We start from the raw sequence: 19,508 nt of genomic DNA, 5'->3' as shown, positions 1-19,508 counted from the left end.
TTTGTTTAGCACGGCTTGCCGGCGAGTGCAACCTCTATCAAATTGCTTTTCCCCGGTGCATCTGATATTTTCACCGGGGACACGGGAAGGGCAAGGCAGTTCCGATCTTGCCGAGATCAACAGTAGGTGCATGGGATAAACAGGGACGATGCAATCACCACCGGCGCTGGTCATGTTCATCAATGAAGTGCGGAAGTCGATCCGCAGCCTGTTTCTCACCATTATCGGCGGTACCGCATTGGTCTTTTTCCTCACACCCCGACTCCTTGAACTCGTCCAGTCTCATCTTGCCGAAAAGCTTTATTTTTTCAGCGTGCCCGGACCGTTTCTCGCCCATGTCAAGCTGGCCCTGTTCGGCGCCCTCTATATCTTGATGCCATGGATCATTACTATTTTTCTGCGGGCGATCGGTAAACCCTTCAAGGTGACTCGCGGCCAGTTGCTGTTGTTCAGTTTTTTTACCTGCCTGTTGTTTTATGCCGGAACGGTTTTCTGCTATTTCGTCACGTTGCCGTTTGGCATTAATTTTCTTCTCGGTTTCGGCTCCGAGGAACTCAAACCGGTCATCTCTATCGGCCGGTTCGTCAATTTTGTCACCGTCTTCATCCTCGTGTTCGGCGTTGTTTTTGAGTTGCCGGTACTGATGGTGTTTACCGCCCGGATCGGCTTGGTTACCCGTCGCTTCTTCGCCAAGAACCGCCGTTACGCGATATTGCTGATGGCCATCCTGGCTGCCTTGCTGACCCCGACTCCGGATATCGTCAATATGATGCTGATGGGAGGGCCGCTCTACTTTCTCTATGAAGTGGGGATTATCATTCTGCTGCTCATGAGGATTCCATAGCATCCGGTTCGTCCTCGTCGCTCCTGCGCCGGTCTCTTGATTTCGGCGACAGTGACGTGGAAGAAGAGATGGTTACTCAAATTCTTCCAGGACGAAGCCGTTTTCGGCCAAGAGAGCAGCGGTAACGCCGAGGGTGCTGATGCCGCATGACGGACTTCGGGTCTTCAGAAAGATGGACGAGACCGGTTGGCTGCGGGCGATGGCCAGTACCTGCTCGGCGCCGGTGATGAATTGGTGGGTTACGTCAATGCCGTCGGTGCAGATCACCGTCGCGCGGCCTCTGAGTACGTCGGCGCCATTACCGCCGATCAGGTTAGCGGCGCAACGCGGTGTGGCCAGGCCGCCCAGTTGTTCGGGGCAGACAGGCAGCCAAATCGCCCCTTCGAGTCGTTGCAAACAGGCAGTGCTCGTTTTGCTCCGTCCATCGTAACGGGTGCGTAGACCGGTCAGGCAGGCGCTGACAAGTACGATCCGGATAGCGACCATAATGACTGCTCCTTCTGAGCGTATTGGCCGTTTTGGCAGGGGAAGAGACGGTCGTACCGTCCTCCGGTGGTCCAGGAAGAGACTATAGTGATATGCAAACGAGAAAGAAACCAAAAAAGAAGCTGACGCCGCTCCAGCAAAACCGGCTGTTGAAGATTTCCCTGCTGATCGTTTGCGGGACGCTGCTGTGGCTGCTCTTTGCCCCCGGTACCGGTGTTTTTGGCCTGTTGAAACTGCGCCAGGAGACGGTTCGCCTGGAGAGGCAGACGGAAGAGTTGATCAAGAGCAACGAGGCGTTGCGGACCGAGATCGACCGACTGAAGAACGATCCCGACTACCTGGAACGGATCGCCCGGGAGAAATACGGATTGCTCAAGAAAAACGAACAAATGTTCGATTTTTCCCGCTCGGGCAGCGACGATTCCTCGAACTGATGAGCCTTTTGTAAAACTTAGATTTTCGTTCAAAATCAAGGCCTGCGAAAAATTTTACCGCAGGCATATACATGATATTCCGAGGATAAAAATTTGAGCATAACGCAGAATTTGGACGAAAAGATTGTTTTGTAAATGGCTCTGATATCAGGCACAAAAATATTTGCCATCCCGGTCATCAACAATTTGCCGCTTGACCGGTTCAATCATTTCGGCGAGCACCTTTGGCTTCAACCTATCCGGGTGGCCCCACCGGGGCCGCTGCTCAACTCGCTCAGGAGAACCCGGACCGGCCGCACGAGGCAACCGGCGGCGCTGAGGGCAGGGATGCGGAGCCGCCGGCACCGACCTTGAAGCTTCCGGACGACAAGATCTTTTTAACCGCATCGCTTTGACACTTCGTGCAGAGAATGGCGGAGGGGTCTTTCGCAGAGCGGAGCGTTTCAAACTGGTGTCCGCAGGAAGTACAGATAAATTCGTAGATTGGCATGATCAACTCTATTGTTTGTCTGGAAAAGGGAGCATAGCTATTATAGCAAATAGTGTAATACAGTGGCCCAAAAAATAAAGGGAACCTTGAAAAATTGCCATTTCGTCCAACCTCATCGTTACGCAATCAAATTTTATCCTCGGAATATTAACTATATGCCTGCGGTAAAATTTTCTTGCGTGCCTCAATCCTGAACGAAATTCCGAATTTTTCAAGCTCCCCTAGAGCCTTATCGGGAAAAGAAAAGATCCTGTCAGCCGGATGGGGTGACGAATTGATTATCTATGCCGGCGTGTCCTCCGGCATGGTCGGTGGTTTATGATTATTCGATCAAACGCTGAAATATTGAACAATCGCGACAGATATTGATTTTGTCCCGATAGGATGAATCGCTCGTACACTCGCACAGGGTGCCGCACAGAAACCAGCATAGGTCGCCACTCTGGAACTCCCAGGCCGGGCAAGCTTCCTTGTCCGGACACATTTTTTGTTCCCAGCAGGGGATCAACGGCTTATTTCTACCCCGCTGTTTGATGAGCAGAAAGTACAATTGACGTTCGATGTGAGCGGGTATGGACCGCCATCCCTGCTCGTAGCTGTGAATGGTTTTGAGCGACATGCCGAGCAGTGCCGCTAATTGTTTCTGGGTCTTTCCGAGCTTTCGGCGGATACTGCTGAATTCTGTTTTTTCCATGGCGGCAACCTGCGAAAAGATGAAAGTAGCGGTTCAGGGTATATGCTCAATATCGCCACTTATACCACAAAGAGGGAGAGAGTGCTGTGCTTTTTTCATGCTCGATGCGAGAAAGTTACAGATCGGGGATGCAGCGCTTCATCGCGAAGCGCTCAACCGGCAGCACAGCGGAAAAGTCTTTGCTGCTGCCCCGGAGGTGGGTACTATTGGTGAAGCGCTGCAACTTCAACGAACAACAACGCCATACGGGGAGCTTGAAAAATACGGAATTTTGTTCAAGATCGAGGCGTGCATGAAAATTTTACCACAGGCATGTATATAATATTCCGATGATAAAATTTGATTGCGCAACGATGAGATTGGGCGAAATGACAATTTTTCAAAGTTCCCATAACGAGTAGACTGTCATGACCCGCGGCCACATGCTCAGACATTTATACGCACTTGTACAGTATCATCGGAGTTGCGGACTGGTGGGCTATCGCTGCAAAAAAACAGCGGAGAAAGCCCTGCACGAGCTTGCGTCGCTTGCCGCAACATCGTCGCCGTTACCGAAAGCCGTACCTGCGGCACAAGCACCGGGACTTCCGAGCGGTGCCGAGGCAGTGGCCGCGCGGCAAGCTAGACCCGACTTGCGCCACATCACAGCTGAAATCAACGGCTGCCGGAATTGTCCATTGCATCAGGAACGTGTCGTCGCGACCCCTGGCCGCGGGGCGCTTCGGCCAAAAGTGCTGATAGTCGGGGAGTGGCTGTGCATTGCCAAAGCGCAAAGCGTGCCTGCCGGAACGTTGTTCGGCATCGAAGAAGACCGGATGCTCGAGCGCATGACAGCCGCCATTGGTTTGAGCGCTGATGATGTCTTTGTCACCAATATCATCAAATGTGGTGTGCCGGATACCGTTCAGCCGGCCGAGGAGCAGGCGATCGTCTGCGCTGCCTACACGAAACGGCAGATTGAGATGCTCACCCCGGTTGTCGTCTTGGCTATGGGGACGATAGCCGCCCGTATCATGACCGGCATCGAGCGTCCACTTTCAGTGCTGCGCGGGCGGGTGAGCGGTTGTCGCCTGGCGTCCGGAGAGGGTCTGCCATTGGTTGCAACCTATCATCCGAGCTTTTTGTTGCAGAATCCGGAAATGAAGCAGGCCGCCTGGACGGATCTGCAACTCGTGCTGAAGACACTGCGCCAGCAGGACCGTTGAAGCGCCGCCGGTCAGTCGGCATGGAAAAACTGAGACGAGGTGCCGTTAAATCTCCTTGTGCGCATCAAAGCAATGATGCAAGACGGCTGCAGGACGTGGTGACGGGGTGGCAGGAGGTTAAAAACTCAGGGTCAGCTGGTTACTGATCATGATAATGGATTCGACCTCAGAATAGGCATCGGCTTGTTTGAACAGATCGCCGGTGTCCATGTAGCCGAAGTGTACCTGATAGGACAGGGAGTTGAAGAGACGATAGACGACGCCGATGTTTGCTTCCCAGCTCGATTCGGTTTGCAGAGCCGCATCCGCATCCCAGTTGCCTTGCGCGACACCGATCGCTCCGTGAAACGCGAGATCGGGTGTGGCCAGGTACTCGGCGGCAATGGCAAACCCATGCGGGGGAATCGATTTGCCGGAGGATGGGGTTAATGGTCCGGTAAAGGGGCCACTGCCGAACAGGTCGGTGGCGGCATTGGTGATCATCAGCGGTTTGAAGCGCGACGTTTCGAGGAACAGGCCTTGCTCTGATTCGGAAACGGCGTCGTAATCAAAGCGATACCCGGTGATTTTGTAGGCGGGTTCGCCGGCCAACGCTTCTCCGTTCGCCATTGCCGGGATGCTGCAGAGCAGCAAGCCAACGGCCAGCGCAACGATAAGCGTGAGATGACGGGCGCTTTGTCTGTATCTTGTTGTGTTCATTCGACGACAAGTGCGTTTCGAAGGTTTTACGACCGGTACAAAAATTTATACACATTATACTTATGGAGTTTCCCCCTGCAAAAGTCAAGCAATAATTGTTTGGCCCGAGATGTTGGGCATTGTTGCAGTCTTGCCGGAGATGCATTAACATCACAGATCTTCCGGCACATCATGGATCTTCTGGCAGGTGCGGACAGGCGTGACGATACGAAGGGTGTGCTCGTTAATCTCTTTTCCTCGCAGGTGGCTTATGCGTTTTTTACTCCCCGGTTTGTTTGGCGTGGTTCTCCTCTTGTCGGGATTCTCGGTCGCCCAGGCGCAGCAGGAGAAAGCGGTACCGACCCTGGCGTTGCTGCCCTTTTCCGCTGAGCAGGCGGGATCATACGCCTATCTCGAGGAGGCGATCCGGCAGATGCTCATAGCGCGTCTGGCAAACCGGGATGATGTCAATATCTCTAACCGGGCGATCCCGGAACGTCAGGCCGGGGAAGTGCGGGCGCTACTCGAACGGGATGAGCGGCAGCAGGCCGCACAGTTGATCCCCGTTGACTGGTTGGCGACCGGTGAGATCGTTGCCCTTCAGCAAGGAATGCGGGTGAACCTAGTCCTGGTCCCGCTGCAGGTTGGTGACGAGCAGCAGCCGCTCGGGTTTACGGCCACCGATATCGATACCATCGTGCCGGCCGTTGCCCAACTGGCCGAAACCGTGGCTGAACACCTGCAGCCCCGGCAGGAAACGGCCGAAGTCAGCCAGCAATCTGGTGCGCCGGCGGACGATGGCTTCGGCGCCTTCCAGACGCCGCACCCGGAGCGTTCTTTCAAAAAAGGACTCTATAGCGGCAGCGCCTTGACCGGCGACGCTGAGGATCGCTTCCAGTCCCGCGGTGTTCGCCGCAGCTCACCGTTGCCGATCGATGTCGAGACGATGACCAGCGGCGATCTGGACGGTGACGGTATTGACGATCTGGTGGTCGCTTCCCGCAGCCAGATCCGTGTCTTTCATTTTTCCGATGAACGTTTTCAGCAGGTGGCCTCCTATGATTTTCCGCCGGTCATCAAGATTCACGTCATCAATATCGGCACGCCGGATCAGAGCGATCTGCCGCATCTTTTCGTCTCGGCCAATAACGGCTGGAAAGCGGCCTCAGCCATTCTCGGCTGGGACGGGTCGGCGACATTGCAGCCGCTGCAGCAAAATCTCGACTGGTATATTCGGCCGATCCCCTGGCCGGGCCGCGGAGAGATCCTGGCCGGTCAGCAGGCGAGCCGGGATGAAGGTCTGCGTTATCTGGCACCGGGTGTATTCCGGTTGTCTATGGATCGGCAAAGCGGTCAGCTGACATCGACCGAGCGGTTGCCCCTGCCCGCCGATACCAATCTCTTTGATTTTGCCGTTGCCGATTTTAACGGGGACGGCAGCAACGAGACGGCCGTCATCGATGAACGTCACCGGTTGCTGGTCTATGACGAGACGCGCAGTCTGGTCTGGGTCAGCTCTGCCACCTATGGCGGCAGCCTTCGCCATTTCGGACCGATTTTAACCGAAACAGCCGATGGTACGGCAATGAACAGCACCGACGAGGAGGGCATGCGCCGGCTCGTTTACATCCCCGGACGTCTCGATGTCAAAGATATCACCGGAGACGGAGTGGCCGAGTTGATCATCGTCACCAACGAGGTCGATCCCGTCAGCAAATATCTGCCCAATATCCGGAGTTATGACGGCGGTTCCGTCGCCTGTCTCGGCTGGCGGGGTGCGGGCCTGACGGAGTTGTGGCGAACCAGTCATATCGCCGGTTATGTTGCGGACTATGTCTTCGCCGGTTCGTCGGAAACGGCGACATCGTCGACCGTCGATGCTATCAGTCGGCTCTATGTCGCACAATTGCCGGACAAGGCCCTCTGGCGTCGATTCTTACCCGGAGGGGATAACAGCCGGATCCTTGCTTACGAAATGCGTGTTGCGCCGCAGTGATGCGTATCGTTGCGGCTGCTTTCCTCCTCTCTACTTTTCTCAGCCGATTGCCGATAGATCCGTGCTACCCATTGTTTCTAATAGGAAAATACTGACCGGAAGGGCCGGTATAAAAATTTTTACCCGAGGTAAAAAAAACTTGACACGCCACCACCCCCGGTATATAGATTAGTTAATATTTTCCGGGCTCCCGCTGGTCGTCATCGACCGAACGCATTTCGGTATAGCGGCCGGCTCTCCGGGAAAGGAGACAGAGAAGATTTGCAGAGCTTGCTGGGATGAGTGGCGAGCGAAATGAGAACCCCGTTTTGGAGGCAAAACAATGAAGAAGATGATGAAAGCACTTGTAGCGGTGCCGGTTCTGGTTGGTCTTGCAGCCGTTCCGGCTATCGCCGAGGAACGCTTGAGCCTGAGTGGTGAGATGCGGGTCCGCGGTTGGACCGTAGACGATGATGAGGGTATTGGCGGCCGTGATGAGAGCTATGTCGATCAGCGTCTGCGCATGATGGGCAAAATCAAGGCAGCTGAAGGCGTTTACGCCGTATTCCGCCTGGATGCCACCGAGGCCCGTTGGGGTCGCTATGCCGGTTTCGGTTCCGGTCGGCTTCCCGCCGATGGCAGCTCTATGCAGTGGGATCGCGCCTATCTTGACCTGACTAAAGGCATGTTCAATATGCAGGCCGGTTTGATCTACGCCGGCGTCAGCCCGAGCCAGGTAGTCAACTCCCAGGATAACGGTATTCAGGTACAGTTCAAGGGTTCCGTTCCGGTCAAAGCATTCGTCCTGCTCGATGACGACGGCTATACCCCGGCCGTAGCAGCCACCGACACCACCCCGGCCGTACCGGCCTCCGATGGCGACGACGCCTTCCTGTACGCCGTATCGGTCGCTCCGACCTTTGGTGAAGTAAAAACCGAGTTCTTCGGCGCCGGTTACAACGGCGGCGAGACCGACGAAGACGTCTACGCCTTCGGTGCATCCGTAGCTGCTCCGCTGGGCATGGCCACACTGGTCGGTGAGATCAACTTCTTCACCGGCGATGCCGCCGAAGATGTTGATGCCATGGGTCTGCAGGGTTACTTCGGGGCCGACCTGGCCATCACCGATACCATCACCATCCAGCCGTTGATCTGGTATGCAATGGCCGCCGATGATGACGAAGTACAGTACTCCTGGCTGGGCAACGACTTCGACGGCTGGGATCCGGTCTGGGAAGTCGGCACCAAGCTGAGCAACGAGCAGATCGATCTGGGCCGTCCGTTTGACTGGACTGGAGCCGGTGCTGGTTTGATCGGTGGTACCTTGAAAGTATTTGCAAAAGTCAGCGACGCTCTGAACCTCGGTGCATCCGTTGGTTACCTGACCGTAGAAGATGACAATATCATCGATGCCGACGCCCTTGCGATCGCCGCCGGTGGTAGCTACGCGATCATGGATAACACCAGCCTGCACGCTCAGGTTCAGTACCTGTCGGTTGACGGTGATGACGTAGACGGCGACGGTTTCCAGGCAGGTGTTGGCCTCTTCGTCAGCTTCTAAGCATTATCTGAACAAAATAGCAGTTAGTTGGTGTATCTCAAAGGCCCGCTGCCTCGTGCAGCGGGCCTTTTCTATTGGCTTTTGTGGAAATCGATGCTGCTGAGCATTTACGGTGTTCGAGCCAGCGGCAGTTTGTAGAACCAGTCGCTGCCGCTGTTGGGTTCCGGATCACTGGCCTGCACCCGACCTTCATAGCCGAAGGCCAGGTGGTTGGCGCCGGGCGGCAGCGCTATCGTCTCCGAAAAAGTGAGTACCGTGTCAGTTTCGCTGGCCAGTGCCTGAGCGATCTTTCTTGATTGCAGAACCCTGGCTGTATCGTCAAGCAGGAAGAGATAAACATCGAGCTTAGTGAGCCGCTCGTAGAGATCCTGATAGTGCCGGCCGAGAGCTGCTGCGCCATTTACTTCAATGGTGTCGGCGGTTGCCTGATAGCGATAATCGATCACTACATCAAACGTCTGCCAGGTGCTTTCTTGTACCGTCCCGGCTTTCAGAGGAATCGCTTCCTGAGCATCGTAATATCTATCCTGGAAGGGGGGGCTGGAAGTCATTTGACAGGCTGACAGCAGTAGCAGCAATGCCGTGGGAGCCAAAAGGGCTGCCCTGAACCGACTTATCTTCATGCGGATATCCTCCATCGTTTCTGGGAACCAACGTTGTTATATCGGCCGGGGCAGGGTATCTGAGCAACACGAAGTCCCGGTATCTTCTGGCATACTGGTATTCATCTGGTCGCGGAAGATCAACGTCCTGAGGAGTGATGGTTTATCCTGAGCGTCACGCCAAGAGACTTTTGTCTATGAAAATCGCCCCCCCGGATTGGCCGGCCCTGCCTCAGGCCGCGGACGTCCTGTCCGCAGCCCTTCGGGCCTGATTCCCTGGTAGTTATCGTGATACCGGAACCGTCGATGAGGATTTCCACGTTTTCAAGGAAGGCGATCCTGTAGGGTATGGAATCGTTCAGGGATAAAATGGTCTGCCGTTCCTGGAGAATGAAAGCGGGCCGCTCATCGATGAAGGTATCCAGTAGTTCGAAGAGGTGATGGTGCGGCTTGCCGTAGACCGTCTAGTCCCGATCCAGTCACCGAATCAGTCGAGTTGTTGTCTGGCTTTTCGCCGAGAACTGCCGATTTTTCGCTTGACCTCGAGAAAGACGGGCGGATAGGGTAAGCCGTTGGTGACAGACGAATACCAGTGCAAACGAATTTGTCTTGCAGAACGTCGCTGTTCATTTTTTTATCAAGCAAATCCAGATGGCTGGTATCGAAATGGATACTCGATATCTGTCCTTCGGCATAGTCGCCGTCGGGGATGCTTTTCAGGGGCAGGAAGCGGCGGAGAAATGAAACAAACATTGGCCGATACGATTCACAAGCGCCGACCGGTGTTGGGCTGGCCATGTTAGGCGAAGAGGCGAGCACCGCGGAAGAGACGGGCATGGCCAAGTGGCGAATATTTCTGCTTGTCGGGGCCGGGGTGTTCTTGAGCACCATGGATAGCAGCATGGTCAACGTCGCACTGCCGTCCATCATGCGCTCTTTTTCAGCGCCGTTGATTCAGGTCCAGTGGGTGGTGTTGATCTATTTGTTGACGATTACCGTCAGCCTGCTGTTCTGGGGTGTGGCTGCAGACCGGCTGGGTATCGGGACGGTCTATCTACTCGGTATCGGTGTTTTCGGCACCGGTTCGCTGGTGTGCGCCGTGGCACCTAACCTTTGGCTGTTGATCAGTGCGAGGCTGGTCGAGGGGGTGGGGGCGGCAATGATGATGGCGTCCGGCCCGGTAATCATCAGGGACGCCTTCCCGCGCCGCGAGCTTGGCAAAGGGCTCGGCATGATCGGTATCGCAACGTCCGCCGGGCTGATGAGCGGTCCGCTGGTCAGCGGTCTACTCATCGACTGGTTTTCCTGGCGAATGATCTTTCTCGTGAACCTGCCGATCAGCCTGGTCATCCTCGCCGGCGGCACCTATCTGTTCAGGATATCGAAGGTGGGTAACGGCGCCCGCAACAAACGCCAGGTCGATGGTCGGGGGGCGCTGTTATGGGCGGTTGTGGTGTTGTCTTGTATCCTCTATGCGCACTTCCTTCCCTCTTTTGGCTGGTTTTTCCGAGTGGGCGGGGCGCTGTGGCTGGGGCTGGCGACAGCCTCGTTCATCTGGGCGGAGCGAACCCGGAAATCGGCTATCCTGCCGTTGCATCTGTTTGGGAAGAGTTATTACCATATCGGCCTGATCACCGCTGCGGTATCCTTTGCGTCACTGTTTGTCGTGCTCGTCCTGCTGCCGTTTTATCTCGACCTGGTGCGAGGGCTGCCGGCCAATCTGATCGGATTGGTAATGATGGCGGTGCCGCTCAGTCTGTTTGTCGTATCGCCGACGTCCGGCATGCTCTTCGACCGTCTCGGCGGCAGGATCCTGACCACCGCCGGCCTGGCCATCAGCTTCGTGGCGCTGCTGTCGCTGGCGACGATCGATGGTGCGTCGTCATTGATCGCCATCTGCGGTCGGCTGGTATTACTCGGTATGGGCCAATCGATGTTCCTGGCGCCGAATACCGCCTCGCTACTGTCTCGGATCGGTGACGACGATGCCGGCGTCACCGCCGGTCTGCTGGCTACGTCGCGCAACCTCGGCATGCTTTTCGGAGCCGCGTTTGCCGGGATCGTTTTTGCGGCTTGGTTTTCATGGTTCACCGGTGGCGCAGAAGTGCGACATTTTGTTTCGGGACAAAGCGACCAGTTTGTTGCGGCGTTGCGGGCCACGTTTCTCTGCGCAGCGGCCGTTTCGCTGGCGGCGGTGGTGATTTCCTGGCAGCGTGAGCGTTAATCCGGCTCCGACGGTGACGCTGTCGGCCTGAACCTGATCAGGGCGGTCATGCCGTGCGGTTTGACGGGAGTCAGGGAGAAGTCGGCATCGTGCTGAGCCAGGATTTGCTCGACCAGGGTCAGGCCCATGCCGGTACCATAGGTCTTGGTGGTGTAAAACGGATCGGTGACCCGGCTCAGCTCGCCCACCGAGATGCCGACGCCGGAATCCCTTATGGATACCAGTGCCGAGCCGTCTTCCTGCCAGGAGTGAACCTGCAACACGCCTCCGTCCGGCATCGCCTCAATGCTGTTTTTGATCAGGTGCAGCAGTACCTGCCGGATTTTGTCGCTGTCGATGAAAAGGACCGGGTCTTCGCCGGTGAGCTCGATCTCATAGCTGATGCCGCTTTTTTTCATCGCCCCGTAAAAGATCATCACGCTCCGGCGAATGAGCGGATGGAGGTGCTGAGCAGTTTTTTTGAGTTCGCTTTTGCTGACGAAGCTGAACAAGTCGTTCAGGGTTGCTTCAAGTTTGCTCGTCTCTCTGGTCAGGACATCGAGGAATTTCCTGTTTTCCTGGTCGGTGATTCGTTTGCTGAGCAGGCGAGCGGTACCGCCGATCGAGGTGATCGGGTTGCGCAGGGCATGCATCAACTGGGCCGACATATAGCCAAGGGCCGAATAGCGTTCCGCCTCGATGAGCAGATCCTTGCTTTTTTCCAGTTCCTGAGTGACCAGTTCGAGTTCGTCGATCTTTTGCTGCATGTCGGTGTAGAGTCGGGAGTGTTCGACGGCGAGGCTGGCCTGGCCGGCGAAGGTTTCCAGCGCTTCGACGTCGACCTGGTTGATTGGTTGCCGGGTGACGAAATTGTCGGCGATGATTACGCCCAGCGCCTTGCTCGGAGAAAACAGCGGGACGATGACAAAGGTGTCCTCGCCGAGGGTTTCGATAAGCTCCGAGGGTATCTCTATCGCCGCCTGGCCTTGGCTCACCAGGATCGAGCTGCGGCTGCGACAGGCATGGATCAACGGGTGCTGGACAAAGGAGGCGGGGACGACCAGTGACCGGGCGATCTCGTTGACGATGGTATCTTTCTTGAAAGATTCGGCGGAAACGGTGTGAAACAGGTCTTGCAGGCGAAGGTTCTTTCGCTTGATTTCGTTCCACACCTCGGCGGCGTCTTCCCTGCTGCCCGGTCCGATGGCCAACTCGCCCTGGAGCATGGTTTCCTGTTCATCGAACAGTGCGAGAAAGGCCCGATTGAAGCGCAGTCCTTCTTCCGAGGTGATACCGATCAGGATAGTCTGCAGGACTCCTTTCAGCTCCCGGGCATTGAGATAGGCGCTGTTCATCTTCAGGTTGAGATGATGGAGAAACTGGGTCCGCAGGTTGGTGAGCTGCAACTCCTGGTGAAAAAGCCGGTTATCAATGGCCAGCCGGCGCTTGCGCAGGGTTTTGTTGACGGTTGCATGGAACTGCTCGATATTGACCGGCTTGGTCAGGTAGTCGTCGGCCCCGAGACGCAAACAGCGCAGTGCGGTTTGTAGGTCGGTGCTGCCGGTGACCATGATGATGCCGAGGTCCGGGAAATTTCGCACCAGCTCGGCGAGGATTTCGTCACCGTCCCGATCGGGGAGGCCGATATCGAGCAATACCAGGGCCACCTCCTCTTCCCGGAGCAGCTGGAACAATTCGTTAGCGGTATGGGCCGGGCGGGAGGACAGATGTCTGTTTTTCAGGTAGGCCTGGAGCAGAATCGAGATTTCCGGCGAATCGTCGACGATGACGATGACTTCGTTGCCTTTGATCAGTTTTTCAGCGGACGTTCCGGCATCCAATTCTGCGGAAGAAAGCAGTTCGACCATGCCCGTGTGTAGGGTCGGGGTTGATAAGCGGTTTTTCAGATGAAACCGTTTTGCAGAAACGTACCGATCGGGGGGAAATCGCCTTCAGGCGGTGACAGCTCCGGTTCAGCACCTGTCACCAGTGTACCGGTTTGGTTGAAAAATATAAATAAAAATCGTATAACCTGAAGGCTCGATGATATCGGGCAGGCCTGTCGCCGTGTCCCGGAAACGATTTTTCTCTCAGCCAGGACATGGAACAATCGGTGCAGGCATTTTTCTCTAAAGACGGGCCGTTGGCAGCCCGTCTAGCCGGCTATGAGCCGCGACCCGATCAGGTGCGGATGGCCCGGGCGGTTGATGAGCTGCTGCAGACGCCCCACCACGGAACGGCCGGTCAGCCCGATTTCTGTCGAATCTTGGTTGTCGAGGCCGAGACTGGTGTCGGCAAGAGCTTGGCTTACCTCGCTCCGGCGGTGCTCTCCGGGAAACGGGTCGTCGTATCGACGGCGACCATCAATTTGCAGGATCAGCTGATCGACAAGGAAATTCCTTTGCTGTCGGCTGTGCTCGGCACCGAGATCGATGCCTTGTGCGTCAAAGGGCGCCAAAACTACCTCTGCCTCTACCGCTGGTATCAGCACCGCTCGTCGCCGCAACTCTCCCTGGTCAACGAAGAGGATGACTCCCGGATCGAACAGTGGCTCGAGAGTACTGAGACCGGTGATCGAGCCGAACTGGCGTGGCTGACCGATCGCTCGCCGCTGTGGCCGAAAATTTCCGCTCTGTCGCACCAATGCTTCGGCAGCGACTGCCCGGAATATGCCTCCTGCTTCATTTCCCGGCTGCGAAAAAAGGCCGGTGCGGCCCGGCTGCTGGTTGTCAACCATCACCTCTATTTTTCCGATCTGGTGCTGCGTCAGCAGGGCTATGGCGAGTTGCTGCCGCGCCATGAGGCGGTTGTTTTCGACGAGGCCCATCATCTGGAGCAGGTGGCGACCACCTTTTTCGGTACTGCCTTCGGTCAATATCAGGTCTATGATCTGGCCGGTGATATTGTTCGCCAGGCAGAAAGCGACCTGAGTCCGGAGGACGGCGACAGGATCGTGGCCATGGCCCGGGGGCTGAAACAGCGCGTCGATTTGTTTGCCGGGCTGTTCCCGGCCAAGCGCGGCCGTTTCGATCTGCTCGGCTTCGTCCGGGCCCAGGACGACTGGGCGCAGCAGGTTCAGTCGGTGGTCGATGCCTTGCAGCGATGCGCGGATCAGCTGGCTGCCTGCGGAGCAGATGTCTGGGCAGCGCTGACCGAGCGGTGTGATGAATTGCGCCGTAACCTGCTGGTCGTCGCTCCGCTCGATCCTGAAGGACACTCGGCTTCGCATGTCTATTGGTATGAGCGGCGGGAACGCTCGATTTCGCTCTCGGCAACGCCGGTCCATGTCGCCGATGACCTGCAACGAACCCTCTATGCAACGGTGCCGAATTGCATTTTGACCTCGGCCACGCTGGCGACCAGTAACCGGTTCGATTATTTCTGCCGGCAGCTCGGATTGACGGAAACGGCCATGACACTCCAATTGAAATCACCGTTTCCCTACCGCGAGCAGGCCTTGATCTATATTCCGGACAACGCTTTTCCCGAACCTGCCCAACCCGGCTATGAGGCTGCTCTGGTAGACAAGGTTTTCGAACTACTGGCGATTAGTAAAGGTCGGGCGCTAGTCCTGTTTACCAGCTTTAAAGGGATGGATGCGGTTGCCGCCGCCCTGACCGGTCGGCTCGATTACCCGCTCCTCGTCCAGGGAACGGCGGCGCGGAGCACTCTGCTCAGCCGCTTTCGCCAGGAGAAGGCATCGGTATTGCTGGCAGTGGCCAGTTTTTGGGAGGGCGTCGATATTCCCGGGGAATCACTCAGCGCCGTGCTGATCGACAAACTGCCGTTCGAGGTTCCCAGTGATCCGGTGGTGCAGGCCCGGATGCAGGCGGTCGACCATGAAGGCGGCAACCCGTTTTTCGACTTTCAGGTGCCGCGGGCGGTGCTGACGCTTCGCCAGGGAGTCGGCAGGTTGATGCGTTCGTCGCGTGATGCCGGCCTGATCGCGTTGCTCGATACCCGGTTGTTCAAGAAACGTTACGGTAAAGTCTTTCTTGATAGTCTGCCGCCGGCGCCGATTGTTCGAGATACCGAATCGGTTGCCCGGTTCTTTGCCGGCTTGGCGGCGCCTGCCGCGGATCAGGATTAGGTGAGCTATGGACCTCAAAGATGTCATCAGATACGAAGCGGACCGGATAGACGCTGAGATGCGGAGGGACCTGGCCGAGACGGTCGGGGTCGCGCCGCTGCTGGCGGAGATTCTCGAGTACGGTTTGTTCAGCGGCGGTAAACGGGTGCGTCCCCTGTTGACGGTGCTCTGCTCCCGGCTCTGCGGACGAGATGACGAGCAGCTTTATCGGCTGGCCGCCGCTTTTGAATATCTGCATGCGGCCACTCTGTTCCACGATGATGTGATCGACCACGCCGACACGCGACGGGGCAGAATGTCGGTTGTCAAGCGTTACGGCCGCGACGGTGCGATCCTAGCCGGTGATTTTCTGCACGCCCAGGCGATGGCCATGGTCGGTCACCATGGCGGTGTGGACGCGTTGGCTGTCTTTGCCGAAGCGACCCGCGGCATGGTCAACGGAGAGTTTTTACAGATGGATCAGTGTTGCCGGGCCGATCTGAGCGAAGATGATTATTACTCGATCATCCGCGGCAAGACGGCGCTGCTCATTGGTGCCGCTTGTCAGATCGGCGTAATGTTTGCAGGTGGTGACGATCGATACCGATCGGCACTGAGAGCCTATGGTCTCAATCTCGGCTCTGCCTTCCAGGTCATTGACGACCTGCTCGATTATCAGGGGGACAGCCACCATACCGGCAAGGCTGTCGGCAACGACTTGGCCGAGGGCAAGGTTACCCTGCCGCTAATACTCGCATTGCAACAGGCCGGGGAGAAGGAACGGGCAGAGGTCGCGGCCCTTATACAGGACGAGGGGCGGCGGGGCGAAAGCTTTGCTGTGGTGACTCGTTTTATCGAACAGTTCGGTGGCTATCAGTTGGCTCGCCGCCAGGCCGAACAGCTTGCTGCCAATGCGGTGACGGCTCTGGAGCCGTTCAGGCGATCTGTCGATGATCAGTCGCTGCATATTCTCGTACAACTCGTTCAGTATGTAATCGGCCGCCGGAAGTGATGAACATCGTTTCGCCATGAAACGGGATATCGACCGGCGTACCGCGCGGCTATCGGTACCATGGCGAAACGTCTGGGAGTTGACAGGACGGTGTCGTGCTGATAACCGGCCAGCGCCGGTTGGTTTCGTTACAAGATATTGATATGGATAAAAAAACATCCAGCAAACAAAAGAAAAAGCCGGCACGGACAACGCAAAAGCCGGCACGGACAACGCAAAAGCCGGCACGGGCAACGCAAAAGCCGGCACGGGCAACGCGGGTTCGCAGCCGCCGCACGACTGCGCCCCGGGTGACTGCACGGCGCCTGTTGACGTACGGGTTGCTGTTGCTGTTGCTTGTCGCGTCCCTCGGCGTTGCCGGTTATATGATTTTCTTTCACGTGCCGGTGGCTGCGGCGTCCCCGGACAGGCCGCGTCCGGCAGTGATCTTCGAGGAACCGGACCTGCCGGCCGTTCATCCCGAAGAGCCGGCGGAGGTGCCGGAACTGGTACATCCGCCGAAAATTGCCATTATCATCGATGATATGGGTTATCATCGCGATATCGATAGAGACCTGCTGCACCTCGATCTGAACCTGTCCTTTTCCTTCCTGCCCCATGCGCCTCATACCCGGGAGTTGGAGAACGTTGCCTACCGGCTTGGCCGCACCGTTCTGCTCCATTTGCCGCTTGAGGCACGCAGTTCGGACTACGATCCCGGTCCGGGAGTGCTGCTTTTATCGCAGCCTGCAACCGAGCGCCGGCAGCTGTTCGATGACAACCTGCGCCAGGTTCCCCACGCGGTCGGTGTCAACAATCACATGGGTTCGCGCTACAGTGCCGACGAGTCTGCCATGTCCGAGCTGGCTGAGCTGCTCGCCCGCCGGCAACTGTTTTTCGTCGACAGCATGACCACCGCTGCCAGCCAGGGGTATGCCGCGGCCAGGAAACTCGGGGTACCGGCGGCAAAACGGGACGTCTTCCTCGATAACCGGCAGGAGCGGGAGGCCATCTGTCGCCAGATAGAACTCCTGGTGATTATCGGCCGCTGGCAGGGCAGCGGTGTCGGCATCGGCCACCCCTATCCGGAAACCCTGGCCGCCCTTGCCACCTGCGGCCGGGAGCTGCTTGATCAGGTTGAGCTGGTCGGTATCGAGCAATTGGTAGATGGCGCGCTATGAAGATCGGCATCATCGGAACCGGACGGCATGGCAGCAGATATGCCGGACATATCGTCAACGATTGTCCTTCGTTGGAGTTGACCGCCATTGCCAGGCGTTCACCGAGCGGCCGAGAGCAGGCCCGTTCCTGGCAGTGCCGCTGGTTTGCGGATTGGCGGGAGTTGATCGCTTGCCGGGAGGTCGATGCGGTCATATGCGCCGTTCCACCTGCGGAGAACCAGGCAATTGCCGACTGTTGCGGGGACTACAACAAACCGCTGCTGGTCGAAAAGCCGTTGGCAATCAACGGTGACGGTGCAGCAGCCATGGTTCGGCGGCTACACCGTCGGGGCGTGGCCTTGACGGTCGGCCAGACCCTTCGCTACAACCCGGTGATCAAGCGGCTCCGGGAGTATTTGCCGGCGATGGGCCGCCTGTACACCGTCTATGCCAATCAGCGGCTCGAGCCGTCGACCCTGCCCTGGCTCGATGAGCCGGCGGCGGCCGGGGCCGGAGTTACTTTGCACATCGCGGTCCATGTCTTCGATGCGTTGCACGTTATCACCGGCCTGAAAATCACCAGGGTGGCGGCGAGTTGTCGCAGCGTGCTGACGAAACAGCTCGAAGATCTGGCCCTGATCCGGGTGGAAATGGAAGACGGAGTTACGGGACTGGTAGAGATCAGCAAACTCAGTCCGGTCCGCAGCGGCCGCTACGAGTTGGTCTGTTCTGCAGGATTGCTGCATGGAGACCAGATCCTCGGGCAGGTGGGTCGGGAGAGTGGCGATGGCAAGCCGGTCAGCGACTGCTTCTCACCGACACCGACCATTGTCCCCTTGCTGCAGGACTGGCAACGGTTTCTGGAAAACCGTGGTCCGAACCCGGTGCCCGGAGAGGACGGGCTCTACGCGGTGCGGGTCGCCGAGGCGTGCCTGCAATCGTCGATTGGCGGTGGTTGGGTCGAAGTTGCGGTCGATTCCGTTTAGAGCAAAAGAGCGGCGATTGCTACCGTCCAGGCGCTGCCGGCGACCAGCAAGCTGAGCAGCACCGCGGCACTGGCCATATCCTTGGCCCGTTTTGCCAGGTCGTTGAATTCCGGTGAGGTTTTGTCGACAATTGCCTCGACGGCCGAGTTCAGCAACTCGACGATGAGTACCAGCGTGTTGGCCAGCAACAAGACGATCTTCATCACCCCGCTCACCGGCAACAGGAACAAGATCGGCAGCAGCATGACAAAGAGCAGCACTTCCTGCCGGAAGGCCGCCTCGTTGACAAAACAGGTTTTCAGGCCGTTCAGTGAATAACCGGCGGCAGCGATGATCCTGGTCAGCCCTTGTTTGCCTGGCTTCATTTCTTGACGGCTGCCGTGGTTGGTCGGTTGGAGAGGGCACTATCCAAGTCGGGTAATTCCCGGTATTTTGCCATATCTGGCAACTCGCCGACGACGATCTCGTCGGCCAGGGTCAGCCAGGCGTGAGCCTGGAAGCCGTCTCGGCGGTCCTTGGCAACGCCGACATGGAGTTTGGCCGGGTAACCGTAGCCGGCAAACAGTCGCTGTCCGGCCAGCGAATTGACAAGACAGGTGGTTCCCGGGACTACCGTTGCGGCCGACCTGATCAATCCGGCCAGCCGCCCGGCGTCAACGTGCATGGTTGCCGGTATCGCTGCCGGTTGCCGTGAGCGGTTGCGGAGCAATCGCTGCAGTGGGATGACCAGCAGGGCCAGGCGATAGTAGGCGAGCAGGCCGACGGCCCGGCAGAAACAGCGTTTTTCCCCGGCCGGCAGCCGCACGAACTTACGCAGTCTCGCCGTCATCGAGGGTGATCAGGCGGTTTTTCAGTAATTCATCGAGAAATGCACAGAGATCGTCGCTGCATCGCTGTTCCGAGACCTCGTAATCGGCCATGATGCGCTCCTTCAGATTGAAAAAGGTGGCGGGCTCCGCCAACGTGTTCCAGATGGTCGTGCCGACCTGATCGAGACCGCTGTAAATCCCGGTATCGATATTGAGAATGACCGTTTCCCCGTCAAGTTCCGTGGAGATGGCATCCTTGGTACGGCGGATCAGCCGGTTCCGATTGCTATGGAGCGCTTCGCTGAAGGTGGTCTGCATCGG

20 protein-coding genes are annotated in these 19,508 nt (G+C 57.3%); 11 read left to right on the top strand and 9 right to left on the bottom strand.

From position 1 onward, the window contains the following. The first annotated feature begins 148 nt into the window (after positions 1–148). The gene (tatC, locus tag BUC26_RS14055; RefSeq protein WP_073377091.1) at positions 149–844 is read left to right on the top strand and encodes a twin-arginine translocase subunit TatC; all 696 of its coding nucleotides are present in this window, start codon (positions 149–151) and stop codon (positions 842–844) included. Positions 845–916: 72 nt separating this feature from the next. On the opposite strand, the gene BUC26_RS14050 is transcribed toward tatC, so the two are convergent. Continuing rightward, a complete protein-coding gene (locus tag BUC26_RS14050) occupies positions 917–1,315 on the bottom strand; it encodes a 2-thiouracil desulfurase family protein (protein ID WP_425267082.1) in 399 nt (132 codons plus the stop codon). A gap of 107 nt (positions 1,316–1,422) precedes the next feature. Here BUC26_RS14050 and BUC26_RS14045 point away from each other — a divergent pair, with 107 nt between their 5' ends. Next, positions 1,423–1,764: an FtsB family cell division protein gene (locus BUC26_RS14045; protein WP_084540677.1), complete on the top strand. Its 342-nt coding sequence runs from the start codon at positions 1,423–1,425 to the stop codon at positions 1,762–1,764. A 274-nt stretch (positions 1,765–2,038) separates the two neighbouring features. Here the strand turns inward: BUC26_RS14045 and BUC26_RS24540 are convergent, their stop codons facing one another. Next, complete coding sequence (locus tag BUC26_RS24540) at positions 2,039–2,254, bottom strand: FmdB family zinc ribbon protein (protein WP_073377087.1); 216 nt, start codon at positions 2,252–2,254, stop codon at positions 2,039–2,041. Between the two features lie 322 nt (positions 2,255–2,576). Beyond that, positions 2,577–2,948 (bottom strand): helix-turn-helix domain-containing protein, encoded by a 372-nt coding sequence (locus BUC26_RS14035; protein WP_073377085.1) that lies wholly within the window; start codon positions 2,946–2,948, stop codon positions 2,577–2,579. 97 nt (positions 2,949–3,045) lie between these two features. On the opposite strand from BUC26_RS14035, the gene BUC26_RS14030 reads away from it, so the two are divergent. Next, on the top strand, positions 3,046–3,270 hold the full coding sequence (locus BUC26_RS14030) for a hypothetical protein (protein ID WP_073377083.1): 225 nt from the start codon (positions 3,046–3,048) through the stop codon (positions 3,268–3,270). A gap of 85 nt (positions 3,271–3,355) precedes the next feature. Beyond that, complete coding sequence (locus tag BUC26_RS14025) at positions 3,356–4,153, top strand: uracil-DNA glycosylase (protein ID WP_084540676.1); 798 nt, start codon at positions 3,356–3,358, stop codon at positions 4,151–4,153. Positions 4,154–4,270: 117 nt separating this feature from the next. On the opposite strand, the gene BUC26_RS14020 is transcribed toward BUC26_RS14025, so the two are convergent. Next, positions 4,271–4,852, bottom strand: coding sequence for a hypothetical protein (locus BUC26_RS14020; protein ID WP_143166013.1), 582 nt, complete (start codon positions 4,850–4,852; stop codon positions 4,271–4,273). A gap of 250 nt (positions 4,853–5,102) precedes the next feature. On the opposite strand from BUC26_RS14020, the gene BUC26_RS14015 reads away from it, so the two are divergent. After that, positions 5,103–6,827: an FG-GAP-like repeat-containing protein gene (locus BUC26_RS14015; RefSeq protein WP_073377078.1), complete on the top strand. Its 1,725-nt coding sequence runs from the start codon at positions 5,103–5,105 to the stop codon at positions 6,825–6,827. 322 nt (positions 6,828–7,149) lie between these two features. Beyond that, positions 7,150–8,367 carry an alginate export family protein gene (locus BUC26_RS14010; protein ID WP_073377076.1) on the top strand — a complete coding sequence of 406 codons (1,218 nt, stop codon included), beginning with the start codon at positions 7,150–7,152 and terminating at the stop codon, positions 8,365–8,367. A gap of 107 nt (positions 8,368–8,474) precedes the next feature. On the opposite strand, the gene BUC26_RS14005 is transcribed toward BUC26_RS14010, so the two are convergent. Next, positions 8,475–8,990, bottom strand: a complete 516-nt coding sequence (locus BUC26_RS14005; protein WP_073377074.1) for a hypothetical protein — start codon at positions 8,988–8,990, stop codon at positions 8,475–8,477. A gap of 775 nt (positions 8,991–9,765) precedes the next feature. Between BUC26_RS14005 and BUC26_RS14000 the strand changes: the two genes are divergently transcribed. Beyond that, positions 9,766–11,193, top strand: coding sequence for an MFS transporter (locus BUC26_RS14000; RefSeq protein WP_073377072.1), 1,428 nt, complete (start codon positions 9,766–9,768; stop codon positions 11,191–11,193). Here the strand turns inward: BUC26_RS14000 and BUC26_RS13995 are convergent. Beyond that, entirely contained in the window at positions 11,190–13,040 is a 1,851-nt protein-coding gene (locus tag BUC26_RS13995; RefSeq protein ID WP_073377070.1) for a response regulator, read from the bottom strand. The genes BUC26_RS14000 and BUC26_RS13995 overlap by 4 nt on opposite strands. A gap of 233 nt (positions 13,041–13,273) precedes the next feature. Here BUC26_RS13995 and yoaA point away from each other — a divergent pair, with 233 nt between their 5' ends. The 4 genes from yoaA (at position 13,274) to BUC26_RS13975 (ending at position 18,378) form a co-directional block, all read left to right on the top strand. Then, entirely contained in the window at positions 13,274–15,262 is a 1,989-nt protein-coding gene (gene yoaA, locus BUC26_RS13990; RefSeq protein WP_073377069.1) for a DNA repair helicase YoaA, read from the top strand. 7 nt (positions 15,263–15,269) lie between these two features. Then, on the top strand, positions 15,270–16,253 hold the full coding sequence (locus BUC26_RS13985; protein WP_073377067.1) for a polyprenyl synthetase family protein: 984 nt from the start codon (positions 15,270–15,272) through the stop codon (positions 16,251–16,253). Positions 16,254–16,396: 143 nt separating this feature from the next. Next, positions 16,397–17,413 carry a divergent polysaccharide deacetylase family protein gene (locus BUC26_RS13980; protein ID WP_143166012.1) on the top strand — a complete coding sequence of 339 codons (1,017 nt, stop codon included), beginning with the start codon at positions 16,397–16,399 and terminating at the stop codon, positions 17,411–17,413. Next, positions 17,410–18,378: a Gfo/Idh/MocA family protein gene (locus BUC26_RS13975; RefSeq protein WP_073377064.1), complete on the top strand. Its 969-nt coding sequence runs from the start codon at positions 17,410–17,412 to the stop codon at positions 18,376–18,378. The genes BUC26_RS13980 and BUC26_RS13975 overlap by 4 nt, the downstream gene beginning before the upstream one ends. Here the strand turns inward: BUC26_RS13975 and BUC26_RS13970 are convergent. From BUC26_RS13970 to BUC26_RS13960, 3 genes are read right to left on the bottom strand one after another with little or no spacing between them, the layout of a single operon-like run. Next, positions 18,375–18,743 carry a diacylglycerol kinase gene (locus BUC26_RS13970; protein WP_073377062.1) on the bottom strand — a complete coding sequence of 123 codons (369 nt, stop codon included), beginning with the start codon at positions 18,741–18,743 and terminating at the stop codon, positions 18,375–18,377. The two genes, BUC26_RS13975 and BUC26_RS13970, sit on opposite strands and share 4 nt — an antisense overlap. Continuing rightward, the gene (locus BUC26_RS13965; RefSeq protein WP_073377061.1) at positions 18,740–19,207 is read right to left on the bottom strand and encodes a lasso peptide biosynthesis B2 protein; all 468 of its coding nucleotides are present in this window, start codon (positions 19,205–19,207) and stop codon (positions 18,740–18,742) included. The genes BUC26_RS13970 and BUC26_RS13965 overlap by 4 nt, the downstream gene beginning before the upstream one ends. Then, entirely contained in the window at positions 19,188–19,505 is a 318-nt protein-coding gene (locus BUC26_RS13960) for a PqqD family peptide modification chaperone (RefSeq protein WP_073377059.1), read from the bottom strand. The genes BUC26_RS13965 and BUC26_RS13960 overlap by 20 nt, the downstream gene beginning before the upstream one ends. Positions 19,506–19,508: the final 3 nt, after the last annotated feature.

Origin of the sequence: Desulfofustis glycolicus DSM 9705, assembly GCF_900130015.1 — a bacterium.
GTDB classification, from domain to species: domain Bacteria; phylum Desulfobacterota; class Desulfobulbia; order Desulfobulbales; family Desulfocapsaceae; genus Desulfofustis; species Desulfofustis glycolicus.
Note: the sequence above shows the minus strand (reverse complement) of the source record. Positions and strands in the feature narration are given on the sequence as shown.